Source organism: Terasakiella sediminum (assembly GCF_033100395.1).
Lineage (GTDB): Bacteria > Pseudomonadota > Alphaproteobacteria > Rhodospirillales > Terasakiellaceae > Terasakiella.
On sequence record NZ_JAWLVJ010000004.1, the window covers coordinates 194,825 to 213,448 of the forward strand.

The following is an 18,624-nucleotide window of genomic DNA, read 5'->3' on the forward strand; positions in this document are numbered from 1 at the left end:
CAATTACGGGGGACTAGGGTGAAACATCGTCAGCGCATAGCATCATTTGGGGCAGCCATTGCTCTTGGTGTCGCAACAACAATGACAAGCACAGCTGCTTTAAGCGCCGGGCTTATTGAACAAATCACCATTGTCGGTTCACAACGTGTTGAACCGGACACCATCCGCACCTACCTGACAGTGCAGGAAGGCGATGAATTTAGTTCCCGCCAGATAAACCGTTCCCTGAAAAAACTGTTTGCCACGGGCTTGTTCGCTGATGTGACCTTCAAACAGGAAGGCAGCAATCTTGTTCTCAACGTCGTTGAAAACCCAGTTATCAACCGTATCGCTTTTGAAGGTAACAGAAAACTTGATGACGAAACGCTTGAATCAGAAGTAACGCTGCGTCCCCGTGTTATTTATACACGGACCCGTGTTCAGCAGGATGTGGAACGTCTGTTAACGCTGTATCGCAGAAGTGGCCGTTTTGCAGCAACGATTGAACCTAAAGTTATCCAACTAGACCAAAACCGTGTTGATCTTGCCTTTGAAATTAAAGAGGGCGAGCAAACGGGTGTTGAAAAAATCCGTTTTGTTGGCAACAAAGAATATAGCGACGGAAAATTAAGTGAGGTTGTTAGAACACGCGAAACGCGCTGGTACAATATCTTTACTGCTGATGACAACTATGACCCGGATCGTCTGAATTACGATAAAGAACTTCTGCGTCGTTTCTATCTGGCACGTGGCTATGCAGATTTCAAAGTTACATCTGCAGTCGCTGAATTAAGCCCATCGCGTGAAGAATTCTTCATCACCTATACAATTGATGAAGGCCCACGCTACGAAATTCGCGACATTGTTCTGAATAACTCCCTCAATGGCTTGAACGAAGAAGGGATTAAAGATGTTGTTACCCTTGAACAGGGGGATTGGTATAACGCGGATGAAGTAGACACATCTGTTGAAGATCTGGTCGATACAATCGGTTACCAGGGCTTTCCATTCGTCAAAGTTTCACCTGATGTAGTACGTGATACTGAAGAACTCAAAATTGACCTGACCTTCAATATCGAAGAAGGTCCGCGTGTCTTCGTGGAGCGTATTAACATTCACGGAAACTTCAGAACGTTGGACGAAGTTGTTCGACGTGAATTTCAGCTTGTTGAAGGGGATGCGCTTAACACAGCAAAACTGAAACGCAGCCGTAAACGTATCAATAATCTGAACTTTTTTGAAAAAGTTGATTTCAAGCAGTCCCCTGGCAATGCACCTGACCAGACCGTTATTGACGTCACTGTGGAAGAAAAATCGACAGGTTCACTTTCTGTCGGTGCTGGTTACTCCACCAACTCTGGTGCAATTGGTGAATTCAGCATTTCTGAAGCAAACCTTTTAGGTAAAGGACAAAACCTGGGCTTCAAAGCAAGTGTTGCATCTGAAAAAACCAAATTTGATATCAGTTTCACAGAGCCTTACTTCCTGGATCGGGAATTGGCTGCAGGTTTCGACTTGTACAAAATCACAGAAGACCTTCAAGACACAAGTTCTTACGATATTGATCGCTTAGGCCTTGTGCTTCGAGCAAGTTATCCTTTCTCTGATTATATGACACAGTCCTGGAGCTACAGACTGGACCAGACGGACATTCAAAATGTGCAGTCCGATGCCTCAAACTTGATTAAAGCCCAAGAAGGTGAAGAAATCACATCTGCGATCACTCATGGCCTGACTTATGACAAACGTGACAGCCGCATCTTCCCAACCGAAGGATATAAACTGGGTGTCTCTAATACGGTTGCGGGTCTTGCTGGGACCGTTGCCTACCTGCAAAACCAGGTGAACGGTTCCTATTATTATCCACTTGAAGATCAATGGATTTTGAGTGCACGGGGTCGTTTAGGCCATATTGTTGGGCTTGGAGAAGACGTCAAACTTCAAAACCGTTACTTCTTGGGCGGAGACTCATTACGTGGTTTTGAAACAAGTGGTGTAGGACCACGCGACAGTTCCTCATCTGACGCTCTTGGTGGCGAATATGTCATGAATGCCACGTTTGACCTTCGCTTCCCACTTGGGTTACCAAATGAATATCAAATTTCAGGAGTTGTATTCTCTGACGTCGGTACTGTAACCGAAGTAAATCCAAGTGACTCAAACGTGCAGGATGCCAGTTCGATCAGAAGCTCACTCGGATTTGGTATTTCCTGGGTATCCCCAATGGGACCAATTGGTATTGACTGGGCATTCCCGATCACCAAAGAAGATTACGACAAAACCGAATCATTCCGCTTTACTTTAGGTACAAGTTTCTAGGACCCACTATGCGCATATCACGTATTCTGCCCGTTGTTGGCATTGTATTTTCAATTTTCTGCTTCACAACTGGATCAGCTTACTCACAAGACGTTCCTCTTAAAGTGGCGGTTGTGAACTTCCAAAAAGTAATGGCAGTTGCGGCTGCCCCCAAAGGTATCCGTGAGCAAGTAAAAACTATTCGCGACAAATATCGTGAAGAAGTACAAAAAGAAGATGCTGCCCTTCAAACAGCACAACAGGCGCTTGCTCAAAAACAAGCCATCCTGAGCCCAGATGCATTCAAAGAAGAACGTCGCAAATTCGACCAGCAGCTTCGCGATGTACAAAAAAGAGTTCAACAGAAAAAATTGAACCTGCAAAAAGCACAAAATGAAGCACTTGAAAAAGTGAACAGTGCTTTACGTGACGTTATTCTCGCCTATTCAGCCGAGCAGGGCTATACGCTTGTTCTACGTCGCGTGAACACGGTCGTGGTTGCTGACAAATATGACATTTCAGACGCGATTATCAAACGTTTGAATGAAAAAGTCCCAAGTGTAAAAGTATTTAAGTAAGTTAAATGGCTGATACACGTTTCTTTACCTGCAATGGTCCATTTAGCGCAGAAAAGCTGGCTGAAGTCTCACAATCCGAACTGATTGGCGACAAGACAGCCGAATATGCCGACGTGGCCTCGCTCGCTGATGCAACAAAATCGGACGTCTCTTTCCTGGATAACCGAAAGTATTTAAGCGACTTTCTATCCAGTGAAGCAGGTCTTTGCATCGTACATCCAGATTTCGCGGACAAAGCCCCAGAAGGCATGAACCTTTTGCTAACACCGCAGCCCTATATGGCTTATGCAAAGATCGCAAACCTGTTTTATCCTGCTGAAAGTTTTGAAGGGTCAATTTCTGATCAGGCGTCCGTTGACCCCACGGCAAAGCTGGCCGAAGGGGTTTGTGTAGAGGCAGGAGCCTTTATTGGAAAAGACGTTGAAATTGGAAAGAACACCTGGATCAAAGCCAATGCTGTGATCCGTGATCGCGTCACAATTGGTGCCAACTGCGTGATTTCTTCCAATGTCACGATTTCACATAGCCTGATTGGGCACGCGGTTACCATTCATCCTGGCACGCAAATTGGACAAGACGGTTTTGGCTTTGCCAGCGGTCGAGAAGGCCATGTGCGCATTCCTCAATTGGGTCGTGTCATTATTGAAGATCATGTCAATATTGGTTCCAACACCACAATTGACCGTGGCGCAGGCCCTGATACAAAGATTGGGGCAGGGACACAAATAGACAATCTGGTGCAGATTGGTCACAATGTGCAACTCGGCATGGGATGTGTCGTCGTGTCACAGGTTGGTATTTCGGGAAGTACCAAAATTGGAAACTTCTGTGTCTTTGGTGGTCAGGCAGGTGTCGCCGGTCATCTGACAATTGGTGATGGGGTCACCACTGCAGCAAAAGCCGGTATCATGAAAAACATTGATGCAGGCCAAACAGTTGGCGGTTTTCCTGCTATTCCACAAAAACAGTGGTTGAAGAACCAGGCTGCCATCAACAAAATGATAAAAAATAGAAAGTAAAAGGACGCAATTATGTCTGAACAAGAAACAGCATCTGTCGATATCATGCGGATCATGGAAATGATCCCTCATCGCTACCCATTCCTTTTGGTGGACCGCGTTGAAGATATCGTTTCCGGTGAAAGTGCAACGGGTATCAAGAATGTTACGATTAACGAACCCTTCTTCCCCGGTCACTTCCCAGCAAAACCTGTTATGCCAGGGGTTCTGATTGTCGAAGCAATGGCCCAAACCGCAGCTGTTCTTGTGGTACATACAGAAGGTGAAGAAATCGAAGGCAAACTGGTTTACTTCATGTCTATCGAAGGCTGTCGTTTCAGAAAACCGGTTGGCCCAGGTGATACCCTTCACATCAAAGTTAAAAAAGAACGCCAGCGTGGCAATATCTGGAAATTCAAAGGGGAAGCCTATTGTGAAGGTAACCTGATGTCTGAAGCCGTTATCACAGCAATGATCGTGAATGAATCATGAGCAATATTCATCCAAGTGCCGTCGTTGATGAAAATGCAGAAATTGCGGACGATGTAAAAATCGGCCCCTTCTGTATTGTCGGCCCCCATGTAAAACTTGGCGAAGGCGTGGAACTGATTTCTCACGTTGTTGTCGAAGGCCGCACTACAATTGGTAAAAACAACAAGATTTTCCCATTTGCATCTATCGGTCATTGCCCACAGGATTTGAAATACAATGGCGAACCTTCACGCCTTGAAATTGGTGACAACAACACAATCCGTGAGCATGTAACCATCAACCCGGGTACAGAAGGTGGCGGGATGCTGACAAAAATCGGCAGCAACTGCCTGATTATGGTTGGTGCACATGTTGGTCACGATTGCCAAATCGGTGATCACGTTATCCTGGTAAATAACGCAACACTTGCCGGACATGTGATTGTTGAAGAATGGGCGATTATCGGTGGTTTGTCTGCCGTTCACCAATTCTGCCGCATTGGACGTCATGCCATGATCGGTGGTATGTCGGGTATCGAAAATGATGTCATTCCTTATGGTTCTGTGACAGGCAACCGTGCACGTCTTGCTGGCCTTAATATCGTTGGTCTGAAGCGTCGCAACTTTGACCGTGATGTGATCCATTCCATGCGCACAGCATATCGCTTGTTGTTTGCGCAGGAAGGCACCATGGCTGAACGTGTTGAAGACGTCCATGAGATGTTTAAAGACGTGGAACCTGTCATGGAAATTCTTAAATTCATCAGACAAGAATCCAGCAGGGGCGTTTGTACGCCAAAATAACACATGGCTGAAAAAATCGGACTCTTGGCCGGACAAGGCGATCTTCCCAAGCGCATTATTGATCAATGCGTAAAAGAAGGTCGCCCTTTTCATATTATCGCCTTTAAAAATCAGACAGAACCCGAACTTGTAGAAGGCCACCCCCATACATGGGTGCGTTTGGGTGCGGCTGGAAAAACCATTTCAATTTTGAAAGAAGAACAAGCCACAACCTTGCTGATGGCCGGGCGCATTCAGCGTCCTTCCATGCTGTCTGTTCGACCTGATACGTGGGGATTAAAATTCCTGGCCAAAACCGGGGCAGGGGCTTTTGGAGATGACGGTTTACTTTCCCGTATCATCACAGCGCTGGAGGAAGAGGGTTTCAAAGTAATTGGCGCCCATGAAATTTTGGATGACCTGTTAGCCCCACAAGGGATTTTAGGCAACGTGACACCTGATGTGCAGGCCCAAAAGGATGTCGAAAAAGGCATGGAAATCGCCCATCAAATCGGTGCGTTGGATATCGGGCAAGCCGTTGTTGTTCAGGATGGTCTGGTCATAGCAGTTGAGGCCATTGAAGGCACCGACAATATGCTACTGCGCTGTAAAGAACATGCGCGCGAAGGGCTGGGTGGCGTTCTGGTGAAAGCGAAAAAGCCTGATCAGGAAAAACGTGCTGACCTCCCGACCATCGGCATCAAAACAATCCACAATGCCAAGGCTGCTGGCCTGCGTGGAATTGCCGTTGAAGCCAACGGATCCATCATCGTAGATCGGGAAAATGTGATTAAAGAAGCTGACAAGCTTGGTTTGTTCATCCTTGGGGTGAAACCATGAGCGATCCTAAGCGGATATATCTGATTGCCGGGGAACCTTCCGGTGATCTGCTTGGCGCACGCCTGATGAAGGCCTTAAAAGAACAAACACAGGGTGCTGTAGAATTCATCGGTATCGGCGGCCCCAATATGGAAGCCGAAGGCCTGAAAAGCCTTTTTCCCATGAAAGAACTCAGCATCATGGGGCTGGCAGAAATCATTCCCCATATTCCCAAAATCCTAAAACGCATAAAACAAACAGTTGGTGATATTGAAAATCAAAAACCTGATTGTCTGATCACCATTGATGCGCCGGGCTTTACCTTTCGTGTTGCCAAGCAGCTGAAAGGAAAAGGGATTCCACTTATCCACTATGTCGCACCAACCGTTTGGGCATGGAAGCCAAAGCGCGCGAAAAAAATTGCCAAATTCCTGGATCATCTGATGGTTTTGCTACCATTCGAGCCGCCATACTTTGAAAAAGAGGGTTTGGCGACCACATTTGTCGGACATAGCGTCATTGAAAGTAAGATGGATAGTATCGATGCTGACGCCTTTAAAGAACGTCATGGCATCCCCGCTGACGTGCCCATGCTTTGCGTGCTGCCCGGAAGTCGCCAAAGTGAGACATCGCAGCTGCTGCCTGTCTTTAAAGACGTTATTCAGGATGTCAGGAAACAACATCCAAACTTAAGGATTGTTCTGCCGACTGTTTCCACGGTTTCTCAGATTGTAAAAGAAACAACGATGGAGTGGGGTATTCCAATCCTGGTGGTTGAAGGCGATGAAGAAAAATTCGGCGCTTTCAAAGCGGCAGATGCTGCGCTGGCAGCTTCCGGGACCGTTAGTCTGGAACTTGCGCTGGCAAAAACCCCTACGGTCATTACCTATCGCATCAAAAAGATGACGCACTGGATTGCCAAACGACTGATTAAAATTCGTTTTGTCAGTATCGTCAACCTGCTCCATGACCGTGAAGTCATGCCAGAACTTATTCAGGATGATTGCACCCCTGAAAAAATCACCGAACAAGTCCTGAAACTCTTGCAGAAAAACCAGGACAACCAAAATCAGATTGATGATCTGGAAAGTGCAATGGCAATGTTGGGCAAAGGTGCTGATCACTTGCCAAGCCAACGTGCTGCCCAGTGTGTTTTATCTGTTATTTCAAAGGACTAAGTCATGTCGAACTTTCAATTTCTCCATACCATGATCCGTGTATTTGATCTGGAAAAATCCATTTCCTTTTACACAGATATTCTGGGCATGAAAGTTCTGCGTCGCTCTGAGTATCCAGATGGTAAATTTACCAATGTTTTTATCGGTTATGGTGATGAAAGCGAAAATACGGTCATTGAGCTGACCTACAACTGGGACCCGAAAGAACGTTACGACCTGGGAACAGGCTTTGGCCACCTTGCCCTTGGCGTGCCAGATATCTATAAAACCTGTGATGAACTTCGCGCACAAGGCGCCACCATCAGTCGGGAGCCGGGCCCCATGAAACACGGCAAAACCGTCATCGCCTTTATCGAAGACCCGGATGGCTATAAAATTGAATTAATTGAGAAAAAGTAATCTACTTGATCTTCACCAGTTCCATCTGCGCAATTGCTTTTGTCATTTCCACAACAGATTTCAGCAAGGTGCTGTCAATGTTGTGAGAATGTAGGTAAAGCGGTCGGATGAACTCTTTATCACAAATTTTCACAAGTTCGCCGTCTTCCAGATAAGAACGCACCTGATTCTCTGCAACCAACGCATAGGCCATGCCTGTACGAGCCACATTTACAAACCCTTCTGATGACGGAACAACATGGCAGGGGAATTCACCCGATGCAATCCGGTAATTCTGCTTCAGGAACTTCTCATGCATATCATCATCGCGACCAAAGATCACGGCGGGCGCTTTTCGTAAAGCTGCAGGCGTCACCCCATCAGGGAAATATCGGGAAATAAAATCAAGACGCGCCACAGGCACATAACGCATCGCCCCAAGTGGGGCCACCTTACAGCCCTGAATCCGTTTATCTTGCGTACTGACAGCCCCCATAACGGTGCCTTGCTTTAACAGATCCAATGTCTTGTTTTCATCAGCGGTCGAAATATCAACCAACATATTATAATCAAGGAAAAGAACTTCTGCGACACGCACAAACCACGTTGCCAGACTATCGGCATTCACCGCCAGAGATACCCGTTTAAAACTGTCCTCGCTCACTTCCGGCAGATCACTCAGGATTTCCTGTTCAAGCATATTTACATGCTGGAAATGACGATAAAGACGCGCGCCTGCATCCGTCGCCTTGATCGGTTTGGAACGAACGACCAATGGCTGGGCCACGCGTTCTTCCAGCAGCTTGATGCGTTGGGAAATTGCCGACTGCGTCATCCCCAATTCCTGCGCTGCTTTTTCAAATGACCCTAAACGAATAACGGCAGAAACCGCTTCGACCAACTTATAATCCAGCATTCTATTAATTTTCCTTATTTGACTTAAGGACTATTCAGTTCCCTTTATTCATGATCTTTAGCATAATCCCCCCACATTTCCAGAGAAAACTGAGGGATATAGAAAAGATGAGTGCATTTTTAAGCGGCATGGGTCTTGGGGCCAGCCTCATTATTGCCATTGGCGCCCAAAACGCTTTTGTTCTGGGGCAGGGGCTGCGTAAAAACTACCCGCTAAGCATTGCGCTGGTCTGTGCCGTCTGTGATGCCATCCTGATTGTTCTGGGTGTTGCTGGTCTCGGCTCCCTTATTGCGTCCAGCCCACTATGGACAAACATCATGGCCTGGGGTGGTGCCGCCTTTCTCTTTTGGTATGGTCTCAGAAGCTTCCAAAGCCTGTTTTCTGATCACAGCCTGAAACAAGACAGAGGGGAGGGCAAAAGCCGCAAGGAAATCTTGTTGATCACCCTTGCCATCACCTTGCTGAACCCTCATGTCTATCTCGATACGGTCGTCCTGCTTGGCGGCATCGCCTCCCAATATGAGGACACAGCCCGTCCATACTTCGCATTGGGCGCTGTGATCGCAAGCTTCCTCTGGTTCCTGACCATCTCCCTCGGCGCTGCCTGGGCATCCCCCTATCTGGCACGCCCCATCACCTGGAAGGTGATTGATGCTGTGACCGGATGTGTCATGTGGCTGGTCGCTGTGACGCTCGTGTTATAAAGGTCCCGGCCTTAGCCGGGACACATAGTCTATTGGGTCAGATGCCAAACAACTTCTCGAGCTGCGCGATTGCCCTTCAACTTCTCAGTCATCAATTCATTCGATATTTGCCGCAAGTGATAATGTTCTTGATAATGTTCCCTGACTTCATCTGGAAGAATTGCAAAAGGTGGACCTGCCATAACGGATTGATCATATTCAAAAACAATAAGTAATTGCGGCGCATTATTTGTTAACTTACACAATAGCTTCGTATAACTGCATCGCATTTCAATTGGCAGGGCCACCAAAGCAGCACGGTCATAAATTGCATCAACAGGACCTAAGAGTTCGGCGGACAAATTAAATATGTCACCCACAAATACATCAATACTTTCAGCATGATATCTCCTGAAACCGTCGATATCTAGGACAGAAGGCGTCAATTCCAGATCACTGAACAACTCTTTAATCGCAAGTTCGCTCAATTCTGCACCAACGACCTTATAGCCTTGTGATAACAACCACTTAATGTCATGCGTTTTGCCACACAACGGGATAAATACGCGATTTTCTTTCGCTAATTTCAAAATAGCGATATTCTTTTTCAAGTACTGATTACCTTCTGCCTCGTGAAAGCCCAGCTCTTTCTTTTTCCACTTATCGTGCCAAAAGTCTGCTTGCATTTTGTACTCCTTTGCAACTTGATTTTTTCTAAACTGACCACAAGTTACAAGTTCAAGTTAACTTGAGGTCAAGGTAGAAAATGCACATCGGAAAAAATATTGATATCAGTGAAGTTTCGAAACTTTCAGGGCTTCCCGCATCGACCCTTCGATATTATGAAGAAAAAGGACTTATAAAATCAGTTGGACGACAAGGATTACGTCGCCTTTTCCATGATACCGTATTGGAACAGCTTAACTTTATATCACTCGCCAGCAGAGCAAATTTTTCACTTACAGAAATTCAAGAAATGTTTTCAATTGATGGGCAAATTAACATTGATCGAGACAAGCTTGTTCAAAAAGCAGACGTTATTGATCAGCACATCAAAGAATTACAGGCTGTAAGCGAGGGATTAAGGCATGCCGCCGTCTGTTCTGCTCCAAGCCATTTTGAATGCCCCACATTTCAAAAGTTCATGCGAGTTGCCGGCAAATCCAACGCGAAAAAGAGAAAATAAAAAAAAGCCGCCCGAATAATACGAGCGGCTCTTTTATCGAATAGTTCGAAGGTCTTAGCGACGGTGCAGCGGTACGAACTTACGATCAACTTCACCAGTGTAAAGCTGACGTGGACGACCGATACGCTGGCTTGGGTCTTCGATCATTTCGTTCCACTGTGCAATCCAGCCGGTTGTACGGGCCAGAGCAAACAGTACAGTGAACATAGAAGTCGGGATACCCATCGCTTTCAGGATGATACCTGAATAGAAGTCAACGTTTGGATAGAGTTTCTTCTCAATGAAGTATTCATCTTCCAGAGCGATCTTTTCAAGCTGCATCGCGATGTCCAGAAGTGGCTCATCTTTAATGCCCAGCTCGCCCAGAACTTCGTGACAGGTTTTCTGCATGATCTTCGCACGTGGGTCGAAGTTTTTGTAAACACGGTGACCAAAGCCCATCAGACGGAACGGATCGTTCTTGTCTTTCGCTTTCGCAACGAATTCACCCACACGATCAGGTGTGCCGATTTCCTGCAGCATGTTCAATACCGCTTCGTTCGCACCACCATGGGCAGGACCCCACAGACAAGCGATACCAGCAGCGATACAAGCAAATGGATTTGCACCAGAAGAACCAGCCAGACGAACTGTAGACGTCGAAGCGTTCTGTTCGTGGTCAGCATGCAAAATCAGGATACGGTCCATAGCTTTCGCCAGTACCGGGTTCACTTTATATTCTTCACAAGGAACAGCAAACATCATGTGCAGGAAGTCTTCCGCGTAACGCAGGTCGTTACGTGGGTACATGAACGGCTGACCCTGAGAATATTTGTAAGCCCAAGCTGCCAGCGTAGGCATCTTGGCGATCAAACGATAAGAGGCAACCATGCGCTGGTGCGGATCGTTGATATCCAGAGAGTCATGGTAGAATGCAGAAAGCGCGCCAACAACACCACACATGATCGCCATTGGGTGCGCATCACGACGGAAACCGTCGAAGAATTTGTGGATTTGCTCATGCACCATTGTATGCATTGTGATGTCATTTTCGAACTTGGCTTTTTCTTCCATGTTCGGCAGCTCGCCTTTAAGCAACAGGTAAGCAACTTCCATAAAGTCACAGTTGTCGGCCAGATCTTCGATTGAATAGCCGCGGTGTTGCAGAATACCTTTATCCCCATCAATGAAAGAGATTTTGGATTCACAGGAACCAGTAGACGTATAGCCTGGGTCAAAAGTGAAGTGATCGGTTTCAGCGTAAAATTTACGTACGTCGACAACAGATGGTCCAACAGATGGGTCCAGAACAGGCAATTCGTAAGTTTTGCCAGACTGGTTATCCGTAAGCGTAAAGGACTTCTTAGAACTCATAGAGACATCCCCTTAAATAAGCGCATCAGACTGAATTGCCTGATGCAGGTGAACTGACTTAACATTTATTTTCTTTATGCAGACAATACTGCTTGTTAGCCAAAAAAACAATTATTCTCCTTGATTTGCAGGCTCGCTCGTTAACCTTTTAAGTGTTTCTGCCTGCCCTAAGACAGCCATAACCTCGAACACAGAAGGTGAAACAGTTGAACCTGTTAAAGCAACACGTACAGGCTGAGCGATTTTGCCCAGACCAACTTCTTCAGCTTCTGCCAAAGATTTTGCTGCTTCTTCAAGGTTTTCCTGCGTCCAAGCAGACACAGTTTCAAGACGTGCGACAAACTTTTGCAACAGTTCCTTCGCATTGCCTTTATTGATGAGTTTCAAAGCTTTGTCGTTATAGGTAAAGGGCAGGGCGCGTACATAAAACGCAGCACTTTCTGCCAGTTCCAACAAAGTTTTGGCACGTTCTTTCAAACCAGGCATGCCGGCAACCAGCCAATCCACACCCTCTTTATTCAGCTCATCGCCCAAATCTTTTTCAAGCAGCGGCAGAACAAGGTCTGCGAGATGCTTATCATCAGACTGGCGAATATATTCAAAATTCAAAGCGGTTAATTTAACCGTATCAAAGCGCGCTGGCGATTTACCAATGCCATCCAGGTCAAACCATTCAATCGCTTTGTCCGTCGGGATAAATTCATCATCCCCATGGCCCCAACCCAGACGCAGCAGATAATTGCGCATTGCTTCAGGCAGGAAACCGTCATCACGATAGCTATCGGCCGCCAAAGCCCCATGACGTTTCGAAAGCTTCTTCCCGTCAGAGCCATGGATCAATGGGATATGTGCGAACTGAGGTGTTTCCCAACCCATCGCATCATAAATAACTTTCTGGCGAAAAGCGTTAGTCAGATGGTCATCCCCACGGATTGCATGGGTTACGCCCATATCATGGTCATCAACCACAACAGCCAACATATATGTTGGTGTTCCATCGCCACGCATCAAGACCATATCATCAATATTGTCGTTTGCGATGGTGACTTCACCCTGAACCGCATCCTGAATAACCGTAGCGCCTTCAAGCGGAGCTTTCAGGCGGATCACAGGTTTCACACCTGCAGGCGGTGTGGCGTCACTATCGCGCCAGCGACGATCATAGGCAACTGTACGGCCTTCTGCGCGTGCTTTCTCGCGCATTTCCGTCAATTCTTCCGGCGTACAATAACAATAGTATGCTTTACCTTCATCTAACAGCTGCCTGGCGACCTCAGCGTGACGTTCCACGCGGCCAAATTGCGAGATGGCATCGCCATCCCAATCAAGGCCCAGCCAGTTTAAGCCGTCATAAATTTTCTGAACCGCATCGTCGTTTGAACGTTCACGGTCAGTATCTTCGATACGCAGAAGAAATTTACCACCATGGTGGCGGGCAAAAAGCCAGTTAAACAGGGCAGTACGGGCTCCGCCAATGTGGAGGTAGCCGGTCGGAGAAGGTGCAAATCGTGTTACGACAGTCATATAGCCAAAATCTTAGTTAGTTATTTAGTTGGCGGTTGTGTACCATATAAAAATAGAATGTGCATTAGTTGGTTTGCAAAAAATGTTGTCAAAAAACCGACATAAATCATTAAGCCATTACAAACAAAAGCTTTTTGATGAATCCCGAACCCAAGAAAAAGATCATTTTTTCTTGGCAATTCCGCTTCTACTTGGTGCAGGGATTGCTGTTTATTTTGGTATGACCACAGAACCACCTGTTTGGACAGGTTTAACTTTGCTATTTATAAGTGGTGTGACCACGTATTATTTAAGAAATTATTACATTGTTTTCTTAAGTACTTTAGCACTGACCATAGTATTCGCAGGTTTTAGTTCAGCACAATTACGAACAACCTATTTAAGCACCATTATCCTGCCGAATTCCTTTGGTCCCGCAGGAATTCAGGGACGAATCGTAAGCGTCACCCCCACCCAGAAGGGGACTAAAATTCTTCTGGAAGACTTGCAGATATCAAGATTACGGGCAGATCACGTTCCAACTCGGCTGCGATTACATGTTAACAGCCTTCAAACCCAAGTAAATGAAGGGCAATGGATCGAAACGCGCGGTATGTTGAAACCACCGCCGCAGCCAGCATATCCCGGCGCCTTTGATTTTCAGCGCCACGCCTATTTTCAGCAAATTGGCGCTGTTGGATTTGCCTATGGAGATATCAAAATTATCTCAGCAACAGACAGCGACCGCCTGACTTTTTTCGGCAATCTCCGCCAGACCATTCAAGCACGCATCGAAAAAACATTTAATCAAGCAGGTCAAGACGATCAACGCACACTCGCCATCGCCTTCCTCACCGGAAACAAACAGGTTATTAACGAAGCAACCCATGAGACAGTCCGTGCAGCCGGTTTGGCACATCTTCTAGCCATCTCAGGGCTTCATATCGGCCTGGTTTCGGCCATTGCTTTTCTGAGCATCCGGTCATTTTTAAGCCTCATCCCTGCAATTGCCCTAAATTACCCCATCAAAAAGATCGCTGCTTTTCTCGCCATATTTGCCGCCTTGTTCTTCACTTTATTGACAGGCGGAAGCACGCCGACCATTCGCGCTTTTGTCATGACCTCAATCGTCTTGGTCGGCATTTTACTGGATAGGAAAGCCATGTCATTAAGGACGGTCTCCTGGGCTGCCATTCTCATCCTGGTTTCTTTTCCGGAAAGTCTGTTAAGTGCAAGTTTTCAGCTTTCTTTCGCAGCCGTAACAGCACTGGTTGCCTTTTATGAGAAAAAACAAACGGACTTCAGTCAACCCAACCCCATTCGATATCTAAAAGACGTTTTCAAATCCAGCCTGATTGCCTCTTTAGCAACCACACCTTTTGCTGCCTTTCACTTTAACCGAATTGCTTTGTACGGTATCGGATCTAATCTTTTGGCAATCCCCATCACTGTCTTCTGGATCATGCCCTTTGGCCTTTTATCCCTGGCCTTGATGCCTTTGGGATTGGAATTTTTAAGCCTGAGCGTTATGGGGTGGGGGATTGAAAGCTTGCTTTGGGTGGCAAAAACCACCGCAGACATCCCTTTTTCACAAATCTCCGTTCCCCGCATGGGAACGAACGCCCTGATTTTCATAACAATTGGCGGATTAATCACCAGCATTTACCCCGGTTACATCAGAAAATTTGGCATCTGCATCATCGGGGTAGGGGTGATCAACGCATCTATGATCCCTAAACCGGATGTACTGATCAATTCAAACGGCAAATTAACCGCAATCAAGTCTGAAACAGGTGAAACTTTCATTTCAGATGTAAGATATGCAGCTTATACCAGAGAAAGCTGGCAAAGAAGCTGGGGCCAGGAAGAAAAACAGCTCTCGCCCTTCAAAACAAACTTGCCCTGTGACAAAGCAGGATGCCAGTACGTCCATCAATCCGGCTATAGTGTCAGCGTGAATCAGAACTCTCTGGCATTGAATGAAGACTGCCAAAAAGCAGATATACTGATTACAACATTCAACAGCCCAAGTATCTGCAAACGCCCCCTTCACATCATTGATGCACATGCATTAAAACAACAAGGCGCACATGCCATTTATATCAACAGCGATGAAATAAAAATCGAAACAGTCAAAGGCGTAAGAGGCACTCGCCCCTGGGCAAATTACGGCCAATAATCCTAATATTTACGGATCAAACCAACAAGGCGCCCCTGAATATTCACACGCTCTGGCGGGAAAATCCGCGTTTCATAAGCGGCATTTGCAGGTTCCAGCGCAACAGAACCGCCTTTGCGGCGCAGTTTTTTAAGTGTCGCTTCTTCTTTATCCACCAAAGCAACAACAATTGCGCCATTTTCCGCCGTCGTGCAGCGTTGAATAATAACGGTATCACCATCATTGATACCTGCTTCGATCATGGAATCTCCATCAACTTCCAGCGCATAGTGTTCGCCAAGTCCCAGAATGCTTGCAGGTACATCCACATGTGCAGAATTATCACGCAAAGCTTCAATCGGTGTGCCTGCTGCAATACGGCCAAACATCGGAAGTTCCACAGCTTCTGAATCAGGAAGAACATCCGTATTCGCACCAGCATTACCGGCGGTCCCACCGATTTGATTGCCAATGACTTTAGGATCATCAACCCTTGTGTTGTCTGAACTTAGGGGCGCGTCCAGCTGATCCTGATTTTCAGGAACACGTAAAACTTCAACAGCGCGCGCCCGATGGGGCAGGCGACGAATAAAACCGCGCTCTTCCAGGCCCGTAATCAATCGATGAATGCCGGATTTGGATTTCAAATCCAGCGCTTCTTTCATTTCGTCATAGGAAGGGGAAACACCCGTTTCTTTTAAGCGTTTTTCCAAAAACAAAAGCAAATCATACTGTTTTTTCGTCAGCATGTTCTCAACCTCCCGAGACAGAACAAATGTAAAACACTACCAATGTTCTACTTTAGTTCCTAAAACAGGTCAAGAACAAACTAATCGATCAGACACTCAAGGATGAGTCCGTAACAAAGATTGCATCGGTTTCCTCACCCGCCTTTAATTCTGGCGCCTGAACAGGACGAATAATAAACCCTTCGCAATGGGCCAGATTGGCAAGCATAGAACTATCCTGCTTATCATAAGGTGTCGCAACCAAACGCCCATCGTTGTCACGAGAGAACACAGCTCGCATATATTCTTGCCGTATTGTATTTTTTGGAACATCGGCCCCAAGGATCACGCGAACAGGTTTATCTTGCTCGAATGTACCACCTTGCATTTTACGAAGGGCAGGGCGCAGGAACAAAAAAGCCGTGACATAAGATGATACGGGATTCCCCGGCAGCCCCATTGCTGGCTTTCCAGCTATATGGCCGAACATGAAAGGTTTCCCTGGTTTCATAGCAATGCGCCAAAAATCGATATCCAGACCTTCTTCCCCAAGTACATTTCTGACAAGGTCATATTCTCCGACAGAAACACCACCAGATGTAATCAACAAGTCTGCACCTTCCAGACCCCGCAGAGTTTCACGCAAGGACTCTTCTGTATCCCCGGCAATGCCAAGGTTGATCGGAATACCGCCCATGGCCGTCACCATCGCTGCAACCATCAAAGAGTTGGAGCTGACAATCTGGCTTTCACGAACCGCTTCGCCGGGCATCACAAGTTCATCACCTGTTGCCAAAATCGCAACACGGGGTTTGCGGTAAACTTTGACCCAGGGCACATTCATAGCGCACAGCAAGCCAATGTCACGCGCACTCAGCAGTTGGCCTTTTTTTAGCAGAATATCACCTTCAGAAAAATCAAGCCCGGCACGACGAACGAATTTTCCTTCATAGGCGACTTCTTTCAACGTGACCTGATTGCCCGCAACATCCGTATCTTCCTGCATTATGACGGCATCTGCGCCCGCAGGCATTGGCGCACCAGTGAAGATACGCACACACTGGCCTGGACTAACTGTCCCTTCAAACGGACCACCCGCCTGTGATTCGCCAACACGTTCAACAATAACGGGTTGCGTCTGAACGTCTGCTGAGCGAACCGCATAACCATCCATGGACGAAACTGCAGAAGGCGGTTGCGTCAAACGTGCAGCAACATCTTCAGCCAACACACGACCCAAGGCCTCAGCAACAGAAATCTGTTCTGCCGTTAAGGTCTTTATGCCTTCTGCAACTTTGGCAAAGGCGTCATCAAGAGGAAGTAAGCTCATGAGGCAACAAACTTTCCTGACTTACCGCCATCCTTATAGGTCAAGCGGACGTCCGTAATCGTCATGGCTTTATCAATGGCCTTACACATATCGTACACAGTCAACGCCGCGATTGTTACCGCACTCAACGCCTCCATTTCGACCCCGGTACGACCCCTCAATTTACAGGTCCCCGAGATATCAACGGCATTACGGTCCGGATCACAGGTCAGTTCAACCTTAACAGATGTCAGCGCAAGCGGATGACATAGCGGGATTAGGTCAGGCGTTTTCTTTGCTCCCATAATCCCTGCAAGCTGGGCCGCCCCCAGAACATCGCCTTTCTTTAGAGTGCCCGCCATGATGCGCTCCAGTGTCGCTGGCTCCATTATGACACTGGCTTTTGCTGTTGCTGTACGTTCTGTGATGTCTTTTTCAGACACATCTACCATCACAGCATTGCCGTCTTTATCGATATGCGTAAATTCGTTGCCCATAAGGTCCTCGTATTAAATCAACGTGCGAGAAGGGCTTTTGTTGCCGCTTCCACATCTTCCTGACGCATCAATGATTCCCCAACCAAAAAACAATTGGCATTGACTTTGGACATTCTAGACAAATCTTCGGGCGTGAATATCCCACTTTCGCATACCATCACCTTGTCATCAGGAACCATGGTCGAAAGTCGTTCTGTCGTCGTCAGACTGATATCCATGGTTTTCAGGTTACGGTTATTCACCCCAATTAAAGAAGATTTAAGCTTCAATGCACGTTCCATTTCTTCTTCATCATGGACTTCAATCAGACAATCCATGCCGTAAGAAAGGGCAGCATCTTCGATTTCCCGGGCTTCGTCATCATTCAAGGCTGCCATAATGATCAGAATACAATCAGCCCCCAACGCACGGGCTTCTGTCACCTGATAGGTATCCACCATAAAGTCTTTGCGCAGAACGGGCAGGGACACAGCACTACGCGCAATAACCAGATACTCATCCGCCCCCTGGAAATAAGGCTGATCTGTCAGAACCGACATACAGGCCGCACCACCTGCTTCATAAGCCTTGGCAATTGATACCGGATCAAAATCAGCCCGGATCAACCCTTTGGAAGGCGACGCTTTTTTAACTTCCGCAATCAGACCATATTGCCCCTGATCCACTTTCGCCCTCAAGGCATCAATAAACCCACGGGTGGCAGACGCCTGCTGTGCTGCGGCTTCCAAAATCTTGATGTCTTTGCGTTTTTTGCAATGTGCGACATATTCACGTTTGTCATCACAAATTTTTGCCAGAATATCGCTCACG

Annotated in this window: 19 protein-coding genes; 11 read left to right on the plus strand and 8 right to left on the minus strand. The window is 46.8% G+C overall.

Going from position 1 to position 18,624, the window contains the following annotated elements:
* Positions 1–18 precede the first annotated feature (18 nt).
* The 8 genes from bamA to gloA are packed head-to-tail and all read left to right on the plus strand — an operon-like array spanning position 19 to position 7,502.
* Entirely contained in the window at positions 19–2,298 is a 2,280-nt protein-coding gene (bamA, locus tag RYZ26_RS04655) for an outer membrane protein assembly factor BamA (RefSeq protein WP_317681991.1), read from the plus strand.
* An 8-nt stretch (positions 2,299–2,306) separates the two neighbouring features.
* Positions 2,307–2,855, plus strand: coding sequence for an OmpH/Skp family outer membrane protein (locus RYZ26_RS04660; protein WP_317681992.1), 549 nt, complete (start codon positions 2,307–2,309; stop codon positions 2,853–2,855).
* A 5-nt stretch (positions 2,856–2,860) separates the two neighbouring features.
* Positions 2,861–3,874 (plus strand): UDP-3-O-(3-hydroxymyristoyl)glucosamine N-acyltransferase, encoded by a 1,014-nt coding sequence (lpxD, locus tag RYZ26_RS04665; RefSeq protein WP_317681993.1) that lies wholly within the window; start codon positions 2,861–2,863, stop codon positions 3,872–3,874.
* Positions 3,875–3,886: 12 nt separating this feature from the next.
* Positions 3,887–4,345, plus strand: a complete 459-nt coding sequence (fabZ, locus tag RYZ26_RS04670; RefSeq protein WP_317681994.1) for a 3-hydroxyacyl-ACP dehydratase FabZ — start codon at positions 3,887–3,889, stop codon at positions 4,343–4,345.
* The gene (gene lpxA / locus RYZ26_RS04675) at positions 4,342–5,127 is read left to right on the plus strand and encodes an acyl-ACP--UDP-N-acetylglucosamine O-acyltransferase (protein ID WP_317681995.1); all 786 of its coding nucleotides are present in this window, start codon (positions 4,342–4,344) and stop codon (positions 5,125–5,127) included. The genes fabZ and lpxA overlap by 4 nt, the downstream gene beginning before the upstream one ends.
* A gap of 3 nt (positions 5,128–5,130) precedes the next feature.
* Positions 5,131–5,946 carry an LpxI family protein gene (locus tag RYZ26_RS04680; RefSeq protein ID WP_317681996.1) on the plus strand — a complete coding sequence of 272 codons (816 nt, stop codon included), beginning with the start codon at positions 5,131–5,133 and terminating at the stop codon, positions 5,944–5,946.
* A complete protein-coding gene (gene lpxB, locus RYZ26_RS04685) occupies positions 5,943–7,103 on the plus strand; it encodes a lipid-A-disaccharide synthase (protein WP_317681997.1) in 1,161 nt (386 codons plus the stop codon). Before RYZ26_RS04680 ends, lpxB begins: the two co-directional genes overlap by 4 nt.
* Positions 7,104–7,106: 3 nt before the next feature.
* The gene (gene gloA / locus RYZ26_RS04690) at positions 7,107–7,502 is read left to right on the plus strand and encodes a lactoylglutathione lyase (RefSeq protein WP_317681998.1); all 396 of its coding nucleotides are present in this window, start codon (positions 7,107–7,109) and stop codon (positions 7,500–7,502) included.
* A 1-nt stretch (position 7,503) separates the two neighbouring features.
* Here gloA and RYZ26_RS04695 read toward each other — a convergent pair whose 3' ends face one another.
* The gene (locus RYZ26_RS04695) at positions 7,504–8,397 is read right to left on the minus strand and encodes a LysR family transcriptional regulator ArgP (RefSeq protein ID WP_317681999.1); all 894 of its coding nucleotides are present in this window, start codon (positions 8,395–8,397) and stop codon (positions 7,504–7,506) included.
* A gap of 107 nt (positions 8,398–8,504) precedes the next feature.
* Between RYZ26_RS04695 and RYZ26_RS04700 the strand changes: the two genes are divergently transcribed.
* Positions 8,505–9,101 (plus strand): LysE/ArgO family amino acid transporter, encoded by a 597-nt coding sequence (locus RYZ26_RS04700; protein ID WP_317682000.1) that lies wholly within the window; start codon positions 8,505–8,507, stop codon positions 9,099–9,101.
* A gap of 29 nt (positions 9,102–9,130) precedes the next feature.
* On the opposite strand, the gene tmpT is transcribed toward RYZ26_RS04700, so the two are convergent.
* The gene (gene tmpT, locus RYZ26_RS04705; RefSeq protein ID WP_317682001.1) at positions 9,131–9,766 is read right to left on the minus strand and encodes a thiopurine S-methyltransferase; all 636 of its coding nucleotides are present in this window, start codon (positions 9,764–9,766) and stop codon (positions 9,131–9,133) included.
* 80 nt (positions 9,767–9,846) lie between these two features.
* Between tmpT and RYZ26_RS04710 the strand changes: the two genes are divergently transcribed.
* Positions 9,847–10,266, plus strand: coding sequence for a helix-turn-helix domain-containing protein (locus tag RYZ26_RS04710; RefSeq protein ID WP_317682002.1), 420 nt, complete (start codon positions 9,847–9,849; stop codon positions 10,264–10,266).
* Positions 10,267–10,320: 54 nt separating this feature from the next.
* On the opposite strand, the gene gltA is transcribed toward RYZ26_RS04710, so the two are convergent.
* Both gltA and gltX read right to left on the minus strand, forming a co-directional pair.
* Positions 10,321–11,619 (minus strand): citrate synthase, encoded by a 1,299-nt coding sequence (gltA, locus tag RYZ26_RS04715; RefSeq protein WP_317682003.1) that lies wholly within the window; start codon positions 11,617–11,619, stop codon positions 10,321–10,323.
* A 111-nt stretch (positions 11,620–11,730) separates the two neighbouring features.
* Entirely contained in the window at positions 11,731–13,143 is a 1,413-nt protein-coding gene (gene gltX / locus RYZ26_RS04720) for a glutamate--tRNA ligase (protein ID WP_317682004.1), read from the minus strand.
* 82 nt (positions 13,144–13,225) lie between these two features.
* Here gltX and RYZ26_RS04725 point away from each other — a divergent pair, with 82 nt between their 5' ends.
* Complete coding sequence (locus tag RYZ26_RS04725) at positions 13,226–15,301, plus strand: ComEC/Rec2 family competence protein (protein WP_317682005.1); 2,076 nt, start codon at positions 13,226–13,228, stop codon at positions 15,299–15,301.
* 2 nt (positions 15,302–15,303) lie between these two features.
* On the opposite strand, the gene lexA is transcribed toward RYZ26_RS04725, so the two are convergent.
* The 4 genes from lexA to trpC all read right to left on the minus strand — a co-directional run bounded on the left by lexA (position 15,304) and on the right by trpC (position 18,623).
* Positions 15,304–16,029: a transcriptional repressor LexA gene (gene lexA, locus RYZ26_RS04730; RefSeq protein WP_317682006.1), complete on the minus strand. Its 726-nt coding sequence runs from the start codon at positions 16,027–16,029 to the stop codon at positions 15,304–15,306.
* Between the two features lie 88 nt (positions 16,030–16,117).
* Positions 16,118–17,338, minus strand: coding sequence for a molybdopterin molybdotransferase MoeA (locus tag RYZ26_RS04735; protein WP_317682007.1), 1,221 nt, complete (start codon positions 17,336–17,338; stop codon positions 16,118–16,120).
* Positions 17,335–17,814: a cyclic pyranopterin monophosphate synthase MoaC gene (gene moaC, locus RYZ26_RS04740; protein WP_317682008.1), complete on the minus strand. Its 480-nt coding sequence runs from the start codon at positions 17,812–17,814 to the stop codon at positions 17,335–17,337. Before moaC ends, RYZ26_RS04735 begins: the two co-directional genes overlap by 4 nt.
* 17 nt (positions 17,815–17,831) lie before the next feature.
* Complete coding sequence (trpC, locus tag RYZ26_RS04745) at positions 17,832–18,623, minus strand: indole-3-glycerol phosphate synthase TrpC (RefSeq protein WP_317682009.1); 792 nt, start codon at positions 18,621–18,623, stop codon at positions 17,832–17,834.
* Between the last annotated feature and the right edge of the window lies 1 nt (position 18,624).